The organism is Streptomyces sp. NRRL F-5123, from assembly GCF_000721495.1.
Lineage (GTDB): Bacteria > Actinomycetota > Actinomycetes > Streptomycetales > Streptomycetaceae > Actinacidiphila.
This window is the reverse complement of record NZ_JOHY01000011.1, coordinates 166,436-184,780: the sequence shown is the minus strand read 5'-3', so window position 1 is coordinate 184,780 and position 18,345 is coordinate 166,436. Positions and strand designations below refer to the sequence as shown.

Below are 18,345 nucleotides of genomic sequence, written 5' to 3'. Positions count from 1 at the left end.
GGCAGGAGGACCCGGCCCCGATAGCCTGCCCGGATGCGCGCATTCGCGGAGGACGGGGAGACGGCAGGGATCGTACGGGACGCGCTCGGCGCCCGGGTACAGGTCCTGGGGGTGGAGCGGCTGCGCGGGGGGAGCCACAAGGGGGTCTACCGGGTCCGGACGGCGGGGGGCCCGGCGGACAGCGTGGTCGTCTACCGGTGGGCGGCCGGCGAGAACTACTGGCCGGGGGAGGAGCCTGCCGGGGCTGAGGCCTTCCTCGCCGCCGGGCGGCGGCTGGGGGAGGCGGGCGCGCGGGTGCCGCGGGTGCTGCACGCGGACACCTCGCGGGAGCGGTACGCGGCGGACGTCGCCGTGGTCGAGGACCTGACCGGCGGCAGCCTGGAGGACGCGCTCGCCGCGGACCCGGCGGGGGCGGCGGGCGCGCTCGCCGAGCTGGGCGGCATGCTCGCCGCGATGCACGCGGTGCGCTCGCCCGCGTACGGCACGGTGCTCGCCCCGGAGGAGGGCGCCCCGCCCCGCGAGCGGCGGGTCCTGGACAGCGCCCTGCGCGACACCGACGAGGCCGCGCGGCGCGACCCGCGGATCGCCGCGGCCCGCACCGCGCTGCGCGACCTGCTGGAGGAGCTGGCCGCGGCCGTGCCACCGCGCACCGGGTACGGGCTGATCCACGGGGAGCTGGGGCCCGACCACGTCCTGCTGGACGCCGCCGGGCACCCGGTCCTGATCGACATCGAGGGCGCGAAGTTCTCCGACGTCGAGGCGGAGCACGTCTTCCTGCGGCTGCGCTTCGGCCCGCACTACGCCGCGCTGGCCGCGCCCGGCCTGGACCCGCGGCGGATGGCCCTGTACGAGCTGGCGATGCGGCTCCAGCTGGTCGCGGGCCCGCTGCGGCTGCTCGACGGCGACTTCCCGGACCGCGCCGCCATGCGCTCCATCGCCGAGCACAACCTGCAGGCCGCGCTCGCCCTGCTGGCCGCGGCTACAGACCGGAGCCGCCCGTCGCGTCGATGACGCGGCCGGTGACCCAGCGGGCGTCGTCGGAGGCGAGGAAGGCGACGACGTCCGCGACGTCCTCCGGCTGTCCGACGCGGCCGAGCGCCGAGAGGGCGGCGGCCTCCGCCTCCGCCTCCGGATTGCCGCGCAGCCAGGAGGCGTTGATGTCGGTGTGGATGATGCCGGGTGCGACGGAGTTGGCGGTGATGCCGCGCGGGCCCAGCTCCTTGGCGAGGTTGAGGGTGAAGGTGTCCAGCGCGCCCTTGGTGGACGCGTAGGCGATGATGCGGGGCAGGGCGATCCGGGAGGCGCCGCTGGAGACGTTGACTATCCGGCCGCCGTCGCGCAGCCGCGCCAGGCCCTCCTTGACGATGAAGAAGGGCGCGCGGACGTTCACCGCGTAGACCTTGTCGAAGGTCTCCTCGTCGATGCCGGAGAGCTCGCTGTCGTATCCGACCCCGGCGTTGTTGACGATGATGTCGACCGCGCCGCCGTTCCCGTAGGCGCGTGTGCCCTCGTCGAAGGCCGCCCACAACCGGGCCGCGTCGCCGTGCGTGCCCAGCTCCGCGTGCAGCGCGAACGCCCGGCCGCCGTCCTTCGTGATGCGCGCGACCACCTCGCGCGCCGCCGTCTCGTCGCGTGCGTAGCCGACCGCGACGGTGGCGCCGTCCCGGCCGAGCCGCTCCGCGATGGCCCGGCCGATACCCCTGCTGCCGCCGGTGACCAGCGCGGTCTTCCCTGCGAGCTTGCCTTCGACTGCCGTGGTGCCCATGGCTGTCAGACCCCTTCCAAGGAGTGGTATTTGTTGAGCGATGACTCAACAAATGAACGAGGCAGACGCTAGCACGCTTTTTGAGCGAACGCTCTAGAATGGGTGCCGTGAGCGAGACGACACCCCCCAGACGTGGCCGCCCCCGCGCCTTCGACCGCGAAGAGGCCCTCGCCGCGGCGACCCGGCTGTTCTGGGAGCGCGGTTACGAGGCCACCTCCATCGGCGACCTGACGGAGGCCATGGGCATCAGGCCGGGCAGTCTCTACGCCGCCTTCGGTGACAAGAAGTCGCTCTTCCGCGAGGTCGTCCGCGTGTACGGCGGCACCCCCACCGGCGCGTTCATCGGCCGCGCCCTCACCGAGGAGCCCTCCGCCCGCGCCGCCGTCGCCCGCATGCTGCGCGAGGCGGCGGCCAACTACGCCTGCCCCAGCCACCCCGCGGGCTGCCTGACGATCAGCGCCGCCACCAACGTCAGCCGGCAGGACGCCGAGGTGCAGGACTTCCTGTGCGACCTGCGCACCGCCAACATCGAGGCTTTCGAGTCCCGGCTGTTCACCGCCGAGCAGGCCGGGGAGCTGCCTGCGGGCACCGACGCCCGGTCGCTCGCCGCCTACTTCGCCGCCGTCCTCCAGGGCATGTCGCAGCGCGCCCGCGACGGTGCCACGCCGCAGGAGCTGGCCGCGACCGCCGAACTGGCCCTCGCGGCGTGGCCGGAGACCGCCGGGCCCGGGAAAGCGGGTGCGGCGGGCGGGAGTTGACGCCCTGGACGGTCAATGCCCTGGACATTGCGCGGTGAAATTTGGCACGGTGGACCGCGGACGGCTGCGCCTCGAACGTACGGCCTCTTCAGCCCTCGCCCCTTCCGCCTCCCGGAGGTCCGCCGTGCCCGCACCCGCTCTCGACCCCGAGGTCGCCGCGTATTACGCGACCCAGAGCCCGACGTCCGACCCGGGCGCGTACGCCGGGCTCCTCGCGGAGCTGCCGAAGGACGTCGGCGGGCTCGCCCGGGTCGTGCGGGGTCTGATGATCCACCGTGTCGAGGGCCACCAGTGGGGCGTACCGATCGCCGACGACCGGATGCGGGACGACGCCGAGACGCGCTACGTCGACGACATCCTCGGCCTCGTCGCCGCCCGCGACCCCGGCCCGCTGGCCTCCCCGCGCGCGTGGTCCGACCGCTTCGTCGGGATCTGCCGCGACTTCACGCTGCTGCACGTCGCCCTGCTGCGCCACTTCGGCATACCCGCCCGGCTGCGCTCGGGCTTCGCCACGTACTTCTCCGACAAGGGCTTCCACTGGGACCACGTCGCCACCGAGTACTGGGACGCCGAGCGCGGCTGGCTGCTCGCCGACGCGCAGATCGCCGACCCCGAGCACTACGCGTACGGCTTCGACCCGATGGACGTCCCGCGCAACCGCTTCATCGTCGCCGGCCAGGCCTGGCAGGCGATCCGCGCGGGCGACGCCGACCCGCTGAGCTTCGGCCTCGACCTGGAGGACACCCCGATGCTCGGCAAGCGGTTCGTCGCGGGCAACATCCGGCTCGACCTCTCGGCGCTCAACAAGGTCGAGACGCTGCTGTGGGACGTCTGGGGCGCGGGCTCGGAGGCCGGCGCCGAGACGTTCATGGACGAGGAACTCCCCGCGGAACTCGACCCGCTCTACGACCGCGCCGCCGCCGTGACCGCCGGTCCTGACCTGGACTTCACGGCCGTCCGCGACCTCTTCACCACGGAGGACCGCCTGCGCACCCCGCAGACCCTGCGCTCCCTCGCCCCGCTGCGCGGCCCGGCGACGGTCACGCTGCGCTGAGCCCTTCCCCGGCGCGGCCCGCGGCGTCATCGCGCCGACGCGCCCGCCCCGCTTGACGGCGCGCCCCGCGGCCCGCTCTGCTGGCCTCAGCGGAGGGGGAGCGATGAGCGGGGAAGAGAAGGCTGGACCGGAAGAGGAGCCGGCTGCGGAAGGGGAGCCGGACCCGCGGGGCCTGGTGCCGCTGGCGGCAGACCTCCGGTTCATGGCGCGCGGCTGCGTACTCGGCTCCGCCGCGGCGCTGTTCGTGGTCGTGATTGGCAAGGCCGGCGGGCGGGACTGGAGTTACGGCCACGTCGGGATGCAGCTGATCGTCGTGGGCGGCGTGATCGCCCTGTTCGCGGTGCAGTTGCTGCGCCCGAAACCGCGGGCGGCCCGGCACACCGCGTACGCGGCCGCGCCGCCGCTCCGCGATCCCGCGGGAGTCCGGCCCGGTTCGGACGGCGTACGGCGGCTGCTCAGGCTGGACGCCGCCCTCATGGGCATGGCGAGCGCGCTGTTCGTCTTCGTGGGCGCGGACCTGTACGACATGCCGCTGCTCGGCGCGGGAGCGATGGGGATCCTGGTGCCGGTGATGCTTCTGACGGAGCGCCCCGCGCGTGCCTGGCAGCGTGAGCACGCGGTGGTGCTGTGGCGTCCGGCGCTCGGCTTCCGCCCGTACAGCACGTCCCCGCTCTACAGCACGCCCGCGGGGCCGGGCCCGGAGCCGGCCGGGACGGCGACGGTGGCGGCGGACGGCGCGTGATGCTGCCGCACCGCCGCCACCGCGGGGTCAGGTCGGCCGCACCGCGCCCGCGAAGGGCATCTCGCTGATCGGTGCGACCCGTACCGTCGCACCGGGGTGCGGCGCGTGGATCATGTTCCCGCTGCCGATGTAGATGCCGACGTGGCTCACGCCCGAGTAGAAGAAGACCAGGTCGCCGGGCTGGAGCCGGCCGCGCGAGATCCGCGTGCCCGCGTTGATCTGGGTGTAGGTGGTGCGCGGCAGCGTCACGCCCGCCGCCTTCCACGCCGCCTGCGTCAGGCCCGAGCAGTCGTACGCGCCCGGGCCCGTCGCGCCCCACACGTACGGCAGGCCCAGCTGCCGGTAGGCGAACGCCACGGCCCTGGCGGCGCGCGGCGAGGGGGCCGCGACAGCCGGGAACGGCGGGCGGGCGGTGCCGTGCGCGGCGGCGGTGTCCTTCGCCGGGGGGCCGTCGTCCGCCGCGAGGGCCGCGCGCTGGGCGGCGGTCAGCTGGGCCAGCAGCGCCTGGGCCGCGGCGAGCTTGCCGGTGACGGTGCGGCGGTGGGCGGCGACGGCGGCCTGCGCGGTGCGCAGCACGGCGAGCTTGTCGGTGGCCTGCGCGCGGGTGGCGGCGATGTCGCGCTGCTGGGCGGCGAGCCGGCGCAGCGTCACGGACTGCCGGGTGCCGGCCTGGTCGAGGAAGGCGGCGCGCTCCAGGTAGGTGCCCGGTGTGGAGCTGAGGGCGAGCTGCAGCAGCGGGTCGATGCCGCCGGTGCGGTACTGGGCGGCGGCGAGGCTGCCGATCGCGTCCCGCGTGCTGTTGAGGGCGGCGGTCTTGCGTGCCAGCTCGTCCTGGAGGGCGGTGACCGCGGCGTCCGCCCGGTCGGCCTGCTCCGTGGCGCCGTCGTACTCCTGCGTGGCCTGCTCCGCCTGCTGGTAGAGCGTCGCGACCTGGGCGCGTACCTGGTCGGGGGTGAGCTGGGGCTCGGCGCGGGCGGTTTCGCCGAGCAGCGTCACGGAGGCGGCCGAGGCGAGGGCCAGGGTGACGCCGACCCGTTTCGTGGCCGCTTTTGAGGGGCCGCCGGCTAAAGGAGGGCGCTTGCGGTGCGCGGCGGGGCCGGTGGGACTGCCGGCGGGACTGTGTGAGGCCATCGCGGCCGTCACTCCTTCCAGGGAACGGCCCGGCGGCGCCTGCACGGGGGAGCAGTGCGCCGCCGGGCCTTCGGCGGGGGTGGCCGATGCCGTCCACGAACCGGGACGGCAGTGGGGTGGGCCACCTGAGGAGCGACGCTAGTCCCGCCGGGGGCGGGAAAGGGGCGCACTGACCGGGATTGACCTCATCCGGTCGGCTGTGCGCGCTTTCGACCGCTGTTCGACGGGTGACCCGCCCGCATGTGCCCGCAGCCTGACCGGATGCCCCGGATCCGTACGACCGACGTACGGGGAGGGGCGCGGTCAGGCTGCGGAGGAGAGGCCGCGCGGCGCCGGGGTCAGGCGACCCGGCGCGCGGTCGAGAAGGGCATCCAGCTCATCGGGGCGACCTCGACGACCGCGCCGGTGTGCGGGGAGTGCACGATCTGGCCGTTGCCGAGGTAGATGCCGACGTGCGAGTTGCCGGAGTAGAAGAAGACCAGGTCGCCCGGCCGCAGATCGGCCTTCGAGACGGCCACCCCGTCGTGGATCTGGTCCTGGGTGGTGCGCCCGAGGGTCACACCCGCGGCGCGGAAGGCGGCCTGGGTGAGCCCGGAGCAGTCGTACGAGCCGGGGCCGGTGGCGCCGCGCACGTACGGCTTGCCGCGCTGCGCGAGCGCGAACTGGATCGCGGCGGCGGCGCGGCCGCTCGCGGGGCCGGAGTAGGTGTAGTCGCTCTTGGAGGACGAGCCCTTGTGGATGTTCGCGACCTGGGCGCGCTGCTGGGCGGTGAGGCTGTTGAGCAGCTTCTGCGCCGCGGCGAGCTTGGTCTCCATCGCCTTCTTCTGCGTCGCGAGCTGCTGCTGCGCGGTGGTGAGCTGGGCGAGGCTCGCCGAGGCCTGCGCCCGCTTGATGGAGGCCTGCTCCTGCTGGATCCGCAGGTTCTCCAGCGCCGCGGTCTGGCTCGCCGAGAGCTGGCTGAGCGTGTGCGACTGGTTCAGGAAGCCGGCCGGGTCGCTGGACAGGAGCAGCTGGACGGTCGGGTCGATGCCGCCGCTGCGGTACTGGGCGCTCGCGAACTGGCCCAGCAGCTGCCGGGTGGCGTTCATCTGCTCGGTCTTCCGGGCGACCTCGGACAGCAGCGTGTTGGTCTTGTCGCGCTGCGCCTTGGTGTTCTCCACCGCCTGGTTGTAGGCCTCCGTCGCCACCTCGGCCTGCTCGTTGAGGCTGTCGACCTGCTTCTTGACCTCGGCGATGGTGGGCTTCGGCTTGGCGGGCGCGGCACTGGCGCTCTCGCTGAGCAGGGTGACGGAGGCAAGGGCCGCGGCCGTGACGCCGACCGCCGCACGCGGGGCGGTGACGGCCAGCAGGCTCTGACGCGGCTTGCGGTGCGACGCCACGAAGGCGACTCCTTCCGTTGACCGCCGACCGGGTTAGCTGACGGGTTCGGGCCGGGAAGGTTGGCCCTACGGTCCGGCGCCTTGCGGCACCATGTCCGATTCACCCCAACTGTGCTTGGTGGGTCCCCGGTTCCGGCCTGGGCCGGATTGAGCGGAGGCGACACGCTGCCGGTGCGGTCACCGGCGTCGAACGTATTGCCTAGCGGGCTACCGTAGCCAAACTCTCCCGGGTCTGGGAAGTTTGGATCGGAACGTGACCGAAATCGCTTTGTGATCTTACGGTTGGTGACCGCGTTTCCGTGGTGCGTGTCGGCACGGACCGGTAGGGGTCAGTATGGGTCAGCACGGGTCGAAGCGCGTCAGTACGGGCGCACCACGCCGTAGATGGGCATCTCGGTGATCGGTGCGATCTTCACGACCGTGCCCGTGTGCGGCGCGTGGATCATGTTCCCGCCGCCGATGTAGATGCCGACGTGGCTGTGGTCGCTGTAGAAGAAGACCAGGTCGCCCGGCTCCATGTCGGACTGCGACACCCGGGTGCCGACGTTGACCTGCTCGCCGGTGGTACGTGGCAGCGTCACGCCGGCCGCCTTGTACGCCGCCTGCGTCAGGCCCGAGCAGTCCCACGAGCTGGGGCCCGTCGCGCCCCACACGTACGGCTCGCCGATCTGGTTGCGGGCGAACGCGATGGCCTTGTCGGCGATCGAGGTGTTCGCGGCGGAGGACTTCGAGGTGGTGGAGCCGGTCTGCTGGGCCTGCTTGGCCGCCGCCTCCTTCTTCGCCTGCTCCTGCTTCGCGATCGCGGCGGCCTTCCGCGCGGCCTCCTCCGCCTGCTGCTTCTCCAGGGCCGCGAGTCGCGCCTTCTCCTGCGCGGTCAGGCTGTTGAGGAGCTTCTGCGCGGCGCCCAGTTTCTTCGCCACGTCGGCCTTGGCGGTCTTGAGCTGCGCCTGCTTCGCGGTGAGCGTCTGGAGCGCCTGCGCGGCCTGGATGCGCTTCTGCGTCGCGTCGGCCTGCTGCACCCGGAAGTCCTCGACGGCGGCCTTCTGCCGCTTGCCGAACAGGTCCGTCAGGTGCCGCTGGTCCAGCAGGTCCTGCGGGCTGGCCGCCAGCAGGTAGTTGGCGGTCGAGTCGTCGCCGCCGCTGCGGTACTGGGCGGACGCGTAGATGCCCAGCTGCCGGCGGGAGTCGTTCAGCGTCTGCGTCTTCTGGGCGGCCTGCGCCAGCAGCGTGTTGACCTTCGTGTTCTGCTGGCTGGTGGCTTCCTTGATCCCGTTGTAGTTCTCGGTGGCCACCTCCGCGTCGTGCTGGAGGGCGTCCACCTTCGCCTTGACCTCGGCGATCGAGGGCTGCGGGGACGGGGCCTCGGGCGCGGCGCCCGCCGCCTCCGCGAAGATGGTCATCGTGGCCAGCGCTGCGGTCGTCAGCCCCACGGCCGTACGCGGCCCCGGGGTGCTGAGTATCGCGCTGCGGGACTTGCGGTGTGTCGCCATGCCCGACGGACTCCTTTCGGACGCTGCCTGGTGCGGCACCGTAACCAAGTGGTGGACCAAGGGGAAGGCCCGTGTCCGGTTGGCCCCGATACCTATTCGTAATCAATTCCGATTCTCACCGAGTGTGATTCGCGGGCTACGGGGAAAGGGGGCGGAACCGGGCGTCGCTGTCGGTGTCACCACCTAGACTCGGGAGGCGATGAGCAGCCTCTTTGACGATGACTTCCTCTCCGGCCTCCAGTCCGGTCTGCACGTGGCCCCCGAGCCCGCGGACCTGGACGCCCCGCCGCCCCCGGAGGACCCGGAATCCGGCGGCGGCGCCCCGGCCGGTGAGCGCGACGCGTACTACCGCAACGGCGCCCCGCGCCCCGCCACCGACCCCGCGCAGCTCCTCGAAGGGCTCAACGAGCAGCAGCGCGCCGCCGTCGAGCACGCGGGCGGGCCGCTGCTCATCGTCGCCGGCGCCGGCTCCGGCAAGACCCGGGTGCTCACCCACCGCATCGCCCACCTGCTCGCCGCGCGGCACGTCCACCCCGGCGAGATCCTCGCGATCACCTTCACCAACAAGGCCGCGGGCGAGATGAAGGAGCGCGTCGAGGAGCTGGTCGGCCCGCGCGCCAAGGCGATGTGGGTGTCCACCTTCCACAGCGCGTGCGTGCGCATCCTGCGCCGCGAGTCCAAGGTGCTCGGCTTCACGTCGTCCTTCTCCATCTACGACGCCGCCGACTCCAAGCGCCTGATGGCCCTCGTCTGCCGCGACCTGGACCTGGACCCGAAGCAGTTCCCGCCGAAGTCCTTCAGCGCGAAGATCTCCAACCTCAAGAACGAGCTGGTCGACGAGGAGACGTTCGCGGCGCAGGCCGATGGGGGTACCTCCCAGGCCGGAGGCTCTGGGGGAGGCTTCGAGAAGAAGCTCGCCGAGGCGTACGCGCTCTACCAGGCGCGGCTGCGCGAGGCCAACGCCCTCGACTTCGACGACATCATCATGACGACCGTCAACCTGCTCCAGGCCTTCCCCGACGTGGCCGACCACTACCGGCGGCGCTTCCGGCACGTCCTCGTCGACGAGTACCAGGACACCAACCACGCGCAGTACACGCTGGTGCGCGAGCTGGTCGGGACGGGAGAGGAGGCGGGGGAGCTGTGTGTCGTCGGTGACGCGGACCAGTCGATCTACGCCTTCCGCGGCGCCACCATCCGCAACATCCTCCAGTTCGAGGAGGACTACCCGCAGGCCCGCACGATCCTGCTGGAGCAGAACTACCGCTCCACCCAGACGATCCTGTCCGCCGCCAACGCCGTCATCGAGCGCAACGCCGGCCGCCGCGCCAAGAACCTGTGGACGGAGGCCGGCGACGGCCCCGTCATCACCGGCTACACCGCCGACCAGGAGCACGACGAGGCGCAGTTCGTCGCCGACGAGATAGACCGCCTCACCGACGCCGGCGACGCCCGCCCCGGCGACGTCGCCGTCTTCTACCGCACCAACGCGCAGTCCCGTGTCTTCGAAGAGGTCTTCATCCGCGTCGGCCTGCCCTACAAGGTCGTCGGCGGCGTGCGCTTCTACGAGCGGCGCGAGGTCCGTGACGTCCTTGCGTACCTACGCGTCCTCGCCAACCCCGAGGACGGCGTCCCGCTGCGGCGGATCCTCAACGTGCCCAAGCGCGGCATCGGCGAGCGCGCCGAGGCGATGATCGAGGCGCTCGCGCTGCGCGAGAAGATCTCCTTCGCCGCCGCGCTGCGCCGGGTCGACGAGGCGTACGGCATGGCGGCGCGCTCGTCCAACGCCGTCAAGCGCTTCACGGCGCTGATGGACGAGCTGCGCACCGTCGTCGAGTCGGGCGCGGGCCCCGCCGTCGTCCTGGAGGCGGTGATGGAGCGCACGGGCTACCTGGCCGAGCTGCAGGCCTCCACCGACCCGCAGGACGAGACCCGGGTGGAGAACCTCCAGGAGCTCGCCGCGGTGGCGCTGGAGTTCGAGCAGGAGCGCGGCGAGGAGGAGCCCGGCTCGCTGTCGGAATTCCTGGAGCGCGTCGCGCTCGTCGCCGACTCCGACCAGATCCCGGACGACGACGAGTCCGGCGGCGTCATCACCCTCATGACGCTGCACACGGCCAAGGGCCTGGAATTCCCGGTCGTCTTCCTCACCGGCATGGAGGACGGCGTCTTCCCGCACATGCGGGCCCTGGGCCAGGTCAAGGAGCTGGAGGAGGAGCGGCGGCTCGCGTACGTCGGCATCACCCGGGCCCGCGAGCGGCTCTACCTGACCCGGTCCACGATGCGCAGCGCCTGGGGCCAGCCCGCCTACAACCCGCCCTCCCGTTTCCTGGAGGAGATCCCGGACGCCCTCATCCAGTGGCGGCGCACCGGCTCCGACGCGAAGGGCCCCGGCGGGGGCGGCAGCCCGGCGTCCAAGGCGGCCGCGTCCCTCTCCTCGACCCTCGGCTCCGGTACGGGCGCGGGGCGGCGCGGCGCGGGCGGCTTCGCGACCCGGCGCGGTGCGGCCGACCGCCCGGTCATCTCGCTCGCGGTCGGCGACCGCGTCACGCACGACCAGTTCGGGCTCGGCACGGTGATCGCGGTGACCGGCCGGCCGGGCGACGAGAAGGCGACGATCGACTTCGGCGACGAGCGGCCCAAGCAGCTGCTGCTGCGGTACGCGCCGGTGGAGAAGCTCTAGGGGCTGTCTCTTCCGAGCCGCCCGGTCCGCGTCGCGGGGCCGGGCGGTTCTGTTTCCGGACGTGCGAGGGCGGGGACGCGCGGGGGCGGGGCTCAGCGCGGGTCGAGGCCGTGCTTCAGGAGCCAGGCCAGCGGGTCGATCGGGGAGCCGCCGTGCGGGCGGACCTCCAGGTGCAGGTGCGGGCCCGTGGTGTTGCCGGTGTTGCCGGAGTAGGCGATCACCGTGCCCGCCTTCACCTTGCCGCTGCGGATCTTCGTGCTGCTCAGGTGGCAGTACCAGGTCTCGGTGCCGTCCGGCGCGGTGACGATGGCCATGTTGCCGTACGAGCTGTTCCACTGCGTACGGACCGTGCCGTCGGTCACCGCCATCACCGGGGTGCCGACCATGACGGGGAAGTCGATGCCGGTGTGCACCGACATCCAGTTCACGCCCGCCTGCCCGAAGTACGCGCTGAGCCCGTGCTGCTTGACCGGCAGCATGAACTTCGGCCGCAGCGCCTCCTTGCGGGCCGCCTCCGCCTCCGCCGCCTTCTTGGCCGCCGCCTGCCGGTCCTTGAGGTCGATGCGCTCCTGGGTGCGGCTCGCGCGGTCGGCGAAGTCGCTGGCGTCCGCGCTCACCCCGGCGAGCTGCCGGTCGAGCTGCGTGGTGGGGGCCTTGCCGCTGCTCGCGTCGGCCTTCGCCTTGCCGCTGTCCTGCGCCACACCCACGCCGGTCACGGCCGCGGCGCCGACCGCCGCGACGCCCATCACGGCGACCGACGGCACCGCCACGGTGAGCAGCGCGGAGCGCCGCGCGGGTTTGCGGCGGCGGCTGCGGGCGGCGGGCGCGTCGGGGTCGGGGCCGTCGGCTGCGAAGTCGTGCCGCTCGTCGGCGAGGGAGGACGTCACGGTGGCGGCGTCGGCGTCGGGGACGAGGTCGAAGGCCGCACCGAAGTCGGCCACGGGCTCCGCGGCCCCGGGCGCGGACTGCGGCTCCGGCTCGTGCGCGGCGGGCCCGGCGTATCCGTACGGGTCGGGTGCCGGCTCGTCGTAGGCGTACTGCTGCGGGCCGGGCTGCGGGGCGTAGGAGTCGTAGCCGCTCGGCGCCGTGTACGGGTCGTGGGGCTGGGCCTGCTGCTGAGGCTGCTGGAGCTGCTGGCTCTGCGGCGGGAACTGCTCGTAGATCCCGGTGTCGCCGCTCGCGTCGTAGCCGTAGCCGTACGCGGGGTAGCCGCCCGAATCCCAGTCCTGCGACGGGTAGCCGGGCTGGGCCTGCGGCTGGGGCTGCTCGTACGACGTGAACTGGGCGGCGTCGAAGGTGCCCGTGTCGTAGTACGTCGCCCCCGAGGGGTACGCGTACGGGTCGTAGCTCTGCTGCTGGGCGCTCTGGTCGTGGCCGTACCCGTAACCCGTGCCGTAGCCCACGTCCTGGGCCTGCGGCTGGTCGTAGCCGTAGCCGGCGGCCTGCTGCGGGATGTAGCCGTACGTCCCGGTCGCGGTGTCGTCCGCGAAGGCGGTGCCAACAGCCTGGTAGGCGCCCGTGGAATAGGCGTCGTACGCGTAGGCGTCGTAGTCGGGAGCGTGTCCCGACGGGTGACGTTCGTTCACCGCCAGCTTCTCTTTCGCCTCGGCAGCAGGAGAATTAGCGGTGACTGTAGCTGCCGGTAGGGGACGGGGACAATCTCTGCCCGGAGCGTGACGTCCGCCTTGCCCGGTGTTCGGTCGATATTCGACCGTTATGTGTCCGTTATGCGGCCTCGATCGCCGGACGCAGCGGACCGGCGCCCAGCAGCGCCCTGCGGATTTCCGCCACCACCGTGCCGTGCACCGGCAGGGCCAGATGGCCCACGCCGCTGACCTCGACGTTTTCCGCAGGCAGATCCGGATGCACCAGCCGGGCCGCCTCCGCCGGGATCATCAGCTGGTCCAGATCGCTCCAGAAGGCCACGAACCGCGTCCGGCACCCGGGCGACGGCGCGGCGAGCTCCCGGAGCACCTCGGAACCCGGCCGCATCTGCCGGATGATCGGGTGCGGGGCGAGCACGGGCACCGCGCGCGTGCCCGCGTGCGGCGTCCCCAGCGTGACCAGCGTGCGGACGCGGTGGTCGCCGCCGAGCCGCTGGACGTAGTAGCGGGCGATCAGACCGCCCAGGCTGTGCCCCACGACGTCCACCCGGCGTCGGTGGCTCTGCGCGCACACCTCCTCCACGTGGCGGCCCAGCATCTCCGCGGCGGTGCGGATGTCGCCGATCAGCGGCGAGTAGTTCAGCGCCTGGACCTGCGGCCAGCCGTGCTCGTGCAGCGAGCGGCGCAGGACGGAGAAGGCGGAGCGGTTGTCCACGAAGCCGTGCAGGAGGAGGACGGGTGGGCGCCCCCTGGCCGCCGCCGTCCGGCGCGGGTGGCCGTGCGTGCCCGCGGGGTCGCTCTTCCGGGCGTGCTCCTGGACATGCTGCTGGACGTGCTCCTGGACGTGCAGGTGCTCGTGCTCGGGGAGCATGCCGGTGGGGTAGAGCACCAGGTGGCGGGCCAGCACCGCGAGGTCGGCCGCCGTGGCCCTGGCCAGGCCCACGCTGTGCCACAGGCGGCTCACCGGGGCGTCGGGGTGGTCCGGGTCTTTCGGGGTGTCGGGGCCGTCAGGGCGGTCGGGGGTGTTCGGGCTGTTCGTGCCGTCCGGGCTGTTCGGGCGCTCGGAGCTGTCCGTGCGGTCGGGGCCGGCCATGGCCCACCTCCCGTCGCGGCCCGAATCCGCACCGACCCGGGCGCGCACCGGAGAAACCGCCGCTCGGGCGGGGCGTCCGCGGTGTGCCCGCGGGCGGTTCCGCGGATGCCGCACCGCCGCGCTCTGCGGCTGGGGCGCGGCAATGCGGCGTCCTGACAGCGGCTCCTCAGAACCAGACGAGTCGGCGTACCGCCCGGGCGCGTCCCGTGCCCGCTCGCGGCCCCGCCGGCCCGACCTTGCGGGGAATGTTGTCCCACTGTGTGATTTCCCCCTCGGTGCCGTCCGTAAAACTGACGCCCGGCGGAGGGTGGAGATAACGTTCGTTCACACGGTTCGCGCACAGTGCGGTCCACGGGCGGCCGGACGGGTCGGCACGGGGGCCGCGTACGCATGGAGGCAGAGATGGGTGTGTCCGGTCCGATCCGCGTGGTGGTCGCCAAGCCGGGGCTCGACGGCCATGACCGCGGGGCCAAGGTCATCGCCCGCGCCCTCCGGGACGCCGGCATGGAGGTCATCTACACGGGCCTCCACCAGACGCCCGAGCAGGTCGTCGACACCGCCATCCAGGAGGACGCCGACGCGATCGGCCTGTCCATCCTCTCCGGCGCCCACATGACGCTCTTCGCCAAGGTCGTCGAACTCCTCAAGGAGCGCGACGCCGCGGACATCACCGTCTTCGGCGGCGGCATCATCCCCGAGGCCGACATCGCTCCGCTCAAGGCGCTCGGCGTCGCCGCCATCTTCACCCCGGGGACTCCGACCGGCGACGTGGTCGAATGGGTCACCGCGAACGTCGCAACCGCGGCGTAGTCGCTGTCGCTGTCGGCTTGGCTGTGGCTGTCGCTGCCCTGCCGTTGCCGTTGCCGCTGGGCGCGCCGTATTCCTGGTGCGCTGCTTCTGCCGCCCGTCCCCGGGATACCGCGGGGCGGGCAAAAAAATAGCGGCAAGGACGTCATGCTTTCCTTGCCACTCTTAACTTATAGCGCACAGGGGGGCTTGCGGCAAGGCCCGTTCGATACCGCACAATGACCGGCCCGAGGTGCTGTGGGCTGCGGAAACGCGGATTTCCCGGCCGGCGCCGAGGAACGGAATGCACCCTCATCGAACGGGCAGCGGTGAATGACTGACGTGACGCACTCCCCTCGCACCACCGACGTGATCGTGATCGGCGCCGGGCCCACCGGACTCATGCTGGCCGGCGAGCTGCGGCTGTACGGCGTACGCGTGCTCGTGCTGGAGCGGACGCCCGGGCCGGTCGACCAGCCCCGCGGGCAGGGGCTGCACACCCGCAGCGTCGAGATCATGGACCAGCGCGGCCTGCTGGACCGCTTCCTCGCCATCAGCGAGAAATTCCAGGTCGGCGGCTTCTTCGGCGGCATCCACAAGGACTGGCCCGCGACCCTCGACACCGCCCACCCCTACGGCCTCGCCGTCTCGCAGCCCGCCACCGAGCGGTTGCTGCGCGAGCGCGCGGAGAGCCTCGGCGCGGAGATCCGCTTCGGCAGCGAGGTCGCCGAGGTGGACCAGGACGCGGACGGTGTCTCGGTCGGGCTCGCGGACGGCACGCGGCTGCGGTCGCGGTACGCCGTCGGCTGCGACGGCGGGCGCAGCGCCGTCCGCAAGGCCATCGGCGTCGGCTTCCCGGGCGAGCCCGCGACCGTCGAGACGCTGCTCGGGCACATGACGCTCACGGCGGACCCGGAGACGATCGCCGCCGTCGGCGCGGAGGTCCGCAAGACGCAGCTGCGCTTCGGCGCGCATCCCCTCGGGGGCGGGGAGTACCGCATCATCGTGCCCGCCGAGGCCGTCTCGGAGGACCGGGCGGCCCCCACCCTCGACGAATTCCGCGCCCGGCTGCGTGCTTACGCGGGCACGGACTTCGGGGCGCACTCCCCGACCTTCCTCTCCCGCTTCACCGACGCCACCCGGCAGGCGGAGCGCTACCGGGTCGGCCGCGTCCTCCTTGCCGGCGACGCCGCGCACATCCACCCGCCGACCGGTGGTCAGGGCCTCAACGTCGGCGTCCAGGACGCGTTCAACCTCGGCTGGAAGCTGGCCGCGCAGGTCTCGGGCCGGGCACCCGAGGGCCTGCTCGACACGTACCACGCCGAGCGGCACCCGGTGGGCGCGGCCCTCCTCGACAACACCCGCGCCCAGATCATGCTCCTCGGCACCGAGCCGGGCGCGGTCGCGCTGCGGGGGCTGCTGTCGCGGCTCATGGATTTCGAGGAGGTCAACGCGTATATGACTGGCCTCGCCACGGCGGTGGGGGTGCGGTACGACCTCGGGGCGCAGGAGGAGTCCGGCCTGCTCGGCCGGAGGATGCGGGACCTCCCGCTGCCCGGGGGCCGGCTCTACGAGCGGATGCGGTCGGGGCGCGGGGTCCTGCTCGACTCCACGGGCGCCCTGTCGGTGACGGGTTGGTCCGACCGCGTCGACCTCGTCCCCGCGCCGTCCGGGGCGCTCCCGGCGCCGGCGGTGCTTTTGCGGCCTGACGGCCATGTCGCGTGGGTCGGGGCCGGGCAGGCGGGGGTGGCGGTGCATTTGGTGAGGTGGTTCGGGGCTGCGGTGTGAGGGGTTCGGGCGCCCCGGCCGTGCCTCTTGCGGTGGTGCCCGCGGCCTTGCGGTGGGTGGGGGTTGCGCGCGGCGCCGGCCGCACCTCAGGTGCAGCCTCGCGCCGCTGGGTGTTGCCCGGCGGGGCATCGCGCTGTCCGTGCGGGGGTGGGGCCGGGCGCCACTCCGGGGGTACCTCCTCGGAATGCGCGTTCGCCCTCTTCCGTATTCGGTGAGGGGCTGGGAAGCGCATTCCTGCGGGGGCACCCCCGGATCGTCCCCCTCCTGTTGTATGGCGGGTTCGCCGCCGATGGTGGTGCAGCCCCACCAGTGGACGGAGAGCTGACGTCTTACCCGCACGGGTGGTGCGGGTGGGAAACACCCCGCGCCGCAGGCGCGGGCACCCCCGCGGTGGGAGAGCCGCCGACGTACGGCAAGGGGCGGCCCCGGGGAGGCGGGGTCACGCCCCGCGGGGGTGGAGCTCGGCGAGCATGGCGGCTCGCAGGCGGAGGGTGCCGGCGAGGCGTTGGAAGGCCTCGGCCCAGTACGCGGAGGCGCCCGGTGCGCCGTCGGCAGCTTCCTCGCCGGCGGAGGCGAGGACCGCGACCTGCTCAGCCCCCGCAGGGTCGAGGCAGCGCTCGGCGAGGCCCATGACGCCGCTGAAGCTCCAGGGGTAACTGCCCGCGTCCCGTGCGATGTCGAGTGCGTCGACCACAGCCCGTCCGAGGGGAGCGGCCCAGGGGACAGCGCAGACCCCGAGCATCTGGAAGGCCTCGGAGAGGCCGTGTGCGGCGACGAAGGACGCGACCCATTCCGCCCGCTCCGCCGGCGGGAGTATGGAGAGCAGCTTGGCCGGGTCGCCGATGGCGATGACGGGCGCGGTGGGTGCGGGGGGTGGTCCGAGGAGGGCCCGTGCCCAGACGGCGTTGCGCTGTCGGACGGCGGCCCGGCACCACGCGGCGTGCAGGTCGGGCTGCCAGTCGTCCAGCACGGGCAGGGCGATGATCTGCTCGGCGCTGCGGCCGCCGAAGCGGGCGGGCCACATGGACAGCGGGGCCGCGTCCACCAGTTGGCCGAGCCACCATGCGCGCTCCCCGCGGCCGTTCGGGGGGCGCGGGGCGACGCCGTCGCGTTCCATCGCGGCGTCGCATTCATAGGGCGCCTCCACGACGATGCCCTCGGGGCCGAGCGATACGCAGGTGCGGGCGCGTACGGCCATGCGCGCGGCGAGCGCGGATTCGGGGAGCGCGGAGAGCAGTTCCGCCGCTGTCGCCCGTACGTTGCGGCTGCGGTCGGACAGCGCCTGTTCGAGGAAGGTCTCGTCCGCCGGGGAGAGCCCGGTGCGCAGCGAGTCGAGGAACATCAGCCGGTCCTCGGCGCGCTCGCTCTTCCATGTCGCCGCGAGGAGCGCGAGGCCGGTGTCGGGGGCGCTCGTCCGCAGCCGGGTGAGCAGCGCGACCCGTTCGGCGAACAACCCCTCCTCCCACAGCCGTGCGGCCTCTTCCTGGTCCTGCTCCGTTTCGGTGCCGGGCGGGCCCGGCTCGGGGACTGCTGCCGCGCCCGCGCGCAACGCGTACGCCCAGTCCGGGTTGAGCTGCGCGAGCCACCGTCCGCCGGGGCCGGCGAAGGCGAGCGCGTCGGCCCGCAGGTCCGTACGGGCCCGGGCCACGTCCAGCAGCGCGGGCAGCAGCTCGGGCGGGACGGCGTAGCCCTCGCGGCGGGCCGCCGCCAGCCACTGCGGCAGCAGCTCGGCGAGATTCGGGGCGGCCCCGCGCCGGTTGCCGCCACCGGAACCGGAGCGGTCCGCCAGCAGCGTGGCGAGCCGTCGGCGGGCGGCGGGCGGCAGTTCGGGCCGCCGGTCCGGGGCGGCGGGCTTCGGCCGCGGTCCCGCTGACCCGGGCAGCAGTCCGGCGCGCCGCCGTACGACACCGGCCGCGGCGGCGTCCAGCAGGCTCGACGCGGCTTCCGCCGCGTCACCTATGACCCCGGCCGGGCGGCGCCGCTCGGTGCCGAGCAGTGCGATGCCGATGAGGTCGTCCCACTTCATCTCCATGCGCGTGCCTCCTCGCGGTGGGGCCGGGGCTCCGCCCCCGCCC

The 18,345-nt window shown here is 73.3% G+C and carries 14 protein-coding genes and 1 riboswitch; of the genes, 7 read left to right on the top strand and 7 right to left on the bottom strand.

What is annotated here, in order from left to right; translation table 11 throughout:
- Positions 1 to 33 precede the first annotated feature (33 nt).
- A complete protein-coding gene (locus tag IH54_RS0113655) occupies positions 34 to 1,011 on the top strand; it encodes a phosphotransferase family protein (protein ID WP_031516402.1) in 978 nt (325 codons plus the stop codon).
- On the opposite strand, the gene IH54_RS0113650 is transcribed toward IH54_RS0113655, so the two are convergent.
- Positions 980 to 1,765 carry an SDR family oxidoreductase gene (locus IH54_RS0113650; protein ID WP_031516400.1) on the bottom strand — a complete coding sequence of 262 codons (786 nt, stop codon included), beginning with the start codon at positions 1,763 to 1,765 and terminating at the stop codon, positions 980 to 982. The genes IH54_RS0113655 and IH54_RS0113650 overlap by 32 nt on opposite strands.
- 107 nt (positions 1,766 to 1,872) lie before the next feature.
- Between IH54_RS0113650 and IH54_RS0113645 the strand changes: the two genes are divergently transcribed.
- The 3 genes from IH54_RS0113645 (at position 1,873) to IH54_RS0113635 (ending at position 4,319) form a co-directional block, all read left to right on the top strand.
- Positions 1,873 to 2,523 (top strand): TetR/AcrR family transcriptional regulator, encoded by a 651-nt coding sequence (locus IH54_RS0113645; RefSeq protein WP_234343499.1) that lies wholly within the window; start codon positions 1,873 to 1,875, stop codon positions 2,521 to 2,523.
- Positions 2,524 to 2,647: 124 nt separating this feature from the next.
- Entirely contained in the window at positions 2,648 to 3,577 is a 930-nt protein-coding gene (locus tag IH54_RS0113640) for a transglutaminase-like domain-containing protein (protein WP_031516396.1), read from the top strand.
- Positions 3,578 to 3,680: 103 nt separating this feature from the next.
- A complete protein-coding gene (locus IH54_RS0113635) occupies positions 3,681 to 4,319 on the top strand; it encodes a hypothetical protein (protein WP_159011820.1) in 639 nt (212 codons plus the stop codon).
- A gap of 27 nt (positions 4,320 to 4,346) precedes the next feature.
- Here IH54_RS0113635 and IH54_RS0113630 read toward each other — a convergent pair whose 3' ends face one another.
- The 3 genes from IH54_RS0113630 to IH54_RS0113620 form a co-directional block, all read right to left on the bottom strand.
- Positions 4,347 to 5,450: a C40 family peptidase gene (locus IH54_RS0113630; RefSeq protein ID WP_052397399.1), complete on the bottom strand. Its 1,104-nt coding sequence runs from the start codon at positions 5,448 to 5,450 to the stop codon at positions 4,347 to 4,349.
- A gap of 338 nt (positions 5,451 to 5,788) precedes the next feature.
- Positions 5,789 to 6,829: a C40 family peptidase gene (locus IH54_RS0113625; protein ID WP_031516390.1), complete on the bottom strand. Its 1,041-nt coding sequence runs from the start codon at positions 6,827 to 6,829 to the stop codon at positions 5,789 to 5,791.
- A 6-nt stretch (positions 6,830 to 6,835) separates the two neighbouring features.
- Positions 6,836 to 6,993: riboswitch (cyclic di-AMP (ydaO/yuaA leader) on the bottom strand.
- Positions 6,994 to 7,188: 195 nt separating this feature from the next.
- Positions 7,189 to 8,319 (bottom strand): C40 family peptidase, encoded by a 1,131-nt coding sequence (locus IH54_RS0113620; protein ID WP_031516388.1) that lies wholly within the window; start codon positions 8,317 to 8,319, stop codon positions 7,189 to 7,191.
- A gap of 199 nt (positions 8,320 to 8,518) precedes the next feature.
- Here IH54_RS0113620 and pcrA point away from each other — a divergent pair, with 199 nt between their 5' ends.
- The gene (gene pcrA, locus IH54_RS0113615) at positions 8,519 to 10,999 is read left to right on the top strand and encodes a DNA helicase PcrA (RefSeq protein WP_031516386.1); all 2,481 of its coding nucleotides are present in this window, start codon (positions 8,519 to 8,521) and stop codon (positions 10,997 to 10,999) included.
- Between the two features lie 92 nt (positions 11,000 to 11,091).
- On the opposite strand, the gene IH54_RS0113610 is transcribed toward pcrA, so the two are convergent.
- Positions 11,092 to 12,585 carry a peptidoglycan DD-metalloendopeptidase family protein gene (locus tag IH54_RS0113610; protein ID WP_031516384.1) on the bottom strand — a complete coding sequence of 498 codons (1,494 nt, stop codon included), beginning with the start codon at positions 12,583 to 12,585 and terminating at the stop codon, positions 11,092 to 11,094.
- 139 nt (positions 12,586 to 12,724) lie between these two features.
- Entirely contained in the window at positions 12,725 to 13,696 is a 972-nt protein-coding gene (locus IH54_RS0113605; protein ID WP_078862176.1) for an esterase/lipase family protein, read from the bottom strand.
- A 402-nt stretch (positions 13,697 to 14,098) separates the two neighbouring features.
- On the opposite strand from IH54_RS0113605, the gene IH54_RS0113600 reads away from it, so the two are divergent.
- Entirely contained in the window at positions 14,099 to 14,506 is a 408-nt protein-coding gene (locus tag IH54_RS0113600; protein ID WP_031516380.1) for a cobalamin B12-binding domain-containing protein, read from the top strand.
- A gap of 309 nt (positions 14,507 to 14,815) precedes the next feature.
- Positions 14,816 to 16,270, top strand: a complete 1,455-nt coding sequence (locus IH54_RS0113595; protein ID WP_031516378.1) for an FAD-dependent monooxygenase — start codon at positions 14,816 to 14,818, stop codon at positions 16,268 to 16,270.
- Positions 16,271 to 16,709: 439 nt separating this feature from the next.
- On the opposite strand, the gene IH54_RS0113590 is transcribed toward IH54_RS0113595, so the two are convergent.
- Positions 16,710 to 18,302 carry a DUF5691 domain-containing protein gene (locus tag IH54_RS0113590; RefSeq protein WP_031516376.1) on the bottom strand — a complete coding sequence of 531 codons (1,593 nt, stop codon included), beginning with the start codon at positions 18,300 to 18,302 and terminating at the stop codon, positions 16,710 to 16,712.
- Between the last annotated feature and the right edge of the window lie 43 nt (positions 18,303 to 18,345).

Bases quoted from the DNA above. Each gene is read 5' to 3' on its own strand.
- IH54_RS0113635 (WP_159011820.1), top strand. From the start codon at position 3,681: ATGAGCGGGGAAGAGAAGGCTGGACCGGAAGAGGAGCCGGCTGCGGAA.
- IH54_RS0113600 (WP_031516380.1), top strand. From the start codon at position 14,099: ATGGGTGTGTCCGGTCCGATCCGCGTGGTGGTCGCCAAGCCGGGGCTC.
- IH54_RS0113595 (WP_031516378.1), top strand. From the start codon at position 14,816: ATGACTGACGTGACGCACTCCCCTCGCACCACCGACGTGATCGTGATC.
- IH54_RS0113605 (WP_078862176.1), bottom strand. From the start codon at position 13,696: ATGGCCGGCCCCGACCGCACGGACAGCTCCGAGCGCCCGAACAGCCCG.
- IH54_RS0113590 (WP_031516376.1), bottom strand. From the start codon at position 18,302: ATGGAGATGAAGTGGGACGACCTCATCGGCATCGCACTGCTCGGCACC.
- IH54_RS0113655 (WP_031516402.1), top strand. From the start codon at position 34: ATGCGCGCATTCGCGGAGGACGGGGAGACGGCAGGGATCGTACGGGAC.
- IH54_RS0113630 (WP_052397399.1), bottom strand. From the start codon at position 5,450: ATGGCCTCACACAGTCCCGCCGGCAGTCCCACCGGCCCCGCCGCGCAC.
- IH54_RS0113620 (WP_031516388.1), bottom strand. From the start codon at position 8,319: ATGGCGACACACCGCAAGTCCCGCAGCGCGATACTCAGCACCCCGGGG.
- IH54_RS0113650 (WP_031516400.1), bottom strand. From the start codon at position 1,765: ATGGGCACCACGGCAGTCGAAGGCAAGCTCGCAGGGAAGACCGCGCTG.
- pcrA (WP_031516386.1), top strand. From the start codon at position 8,519: ATGAGCAGCCTCTTTGACGATGACTTCCTCTCCGGCCTCCAGTCCGGT.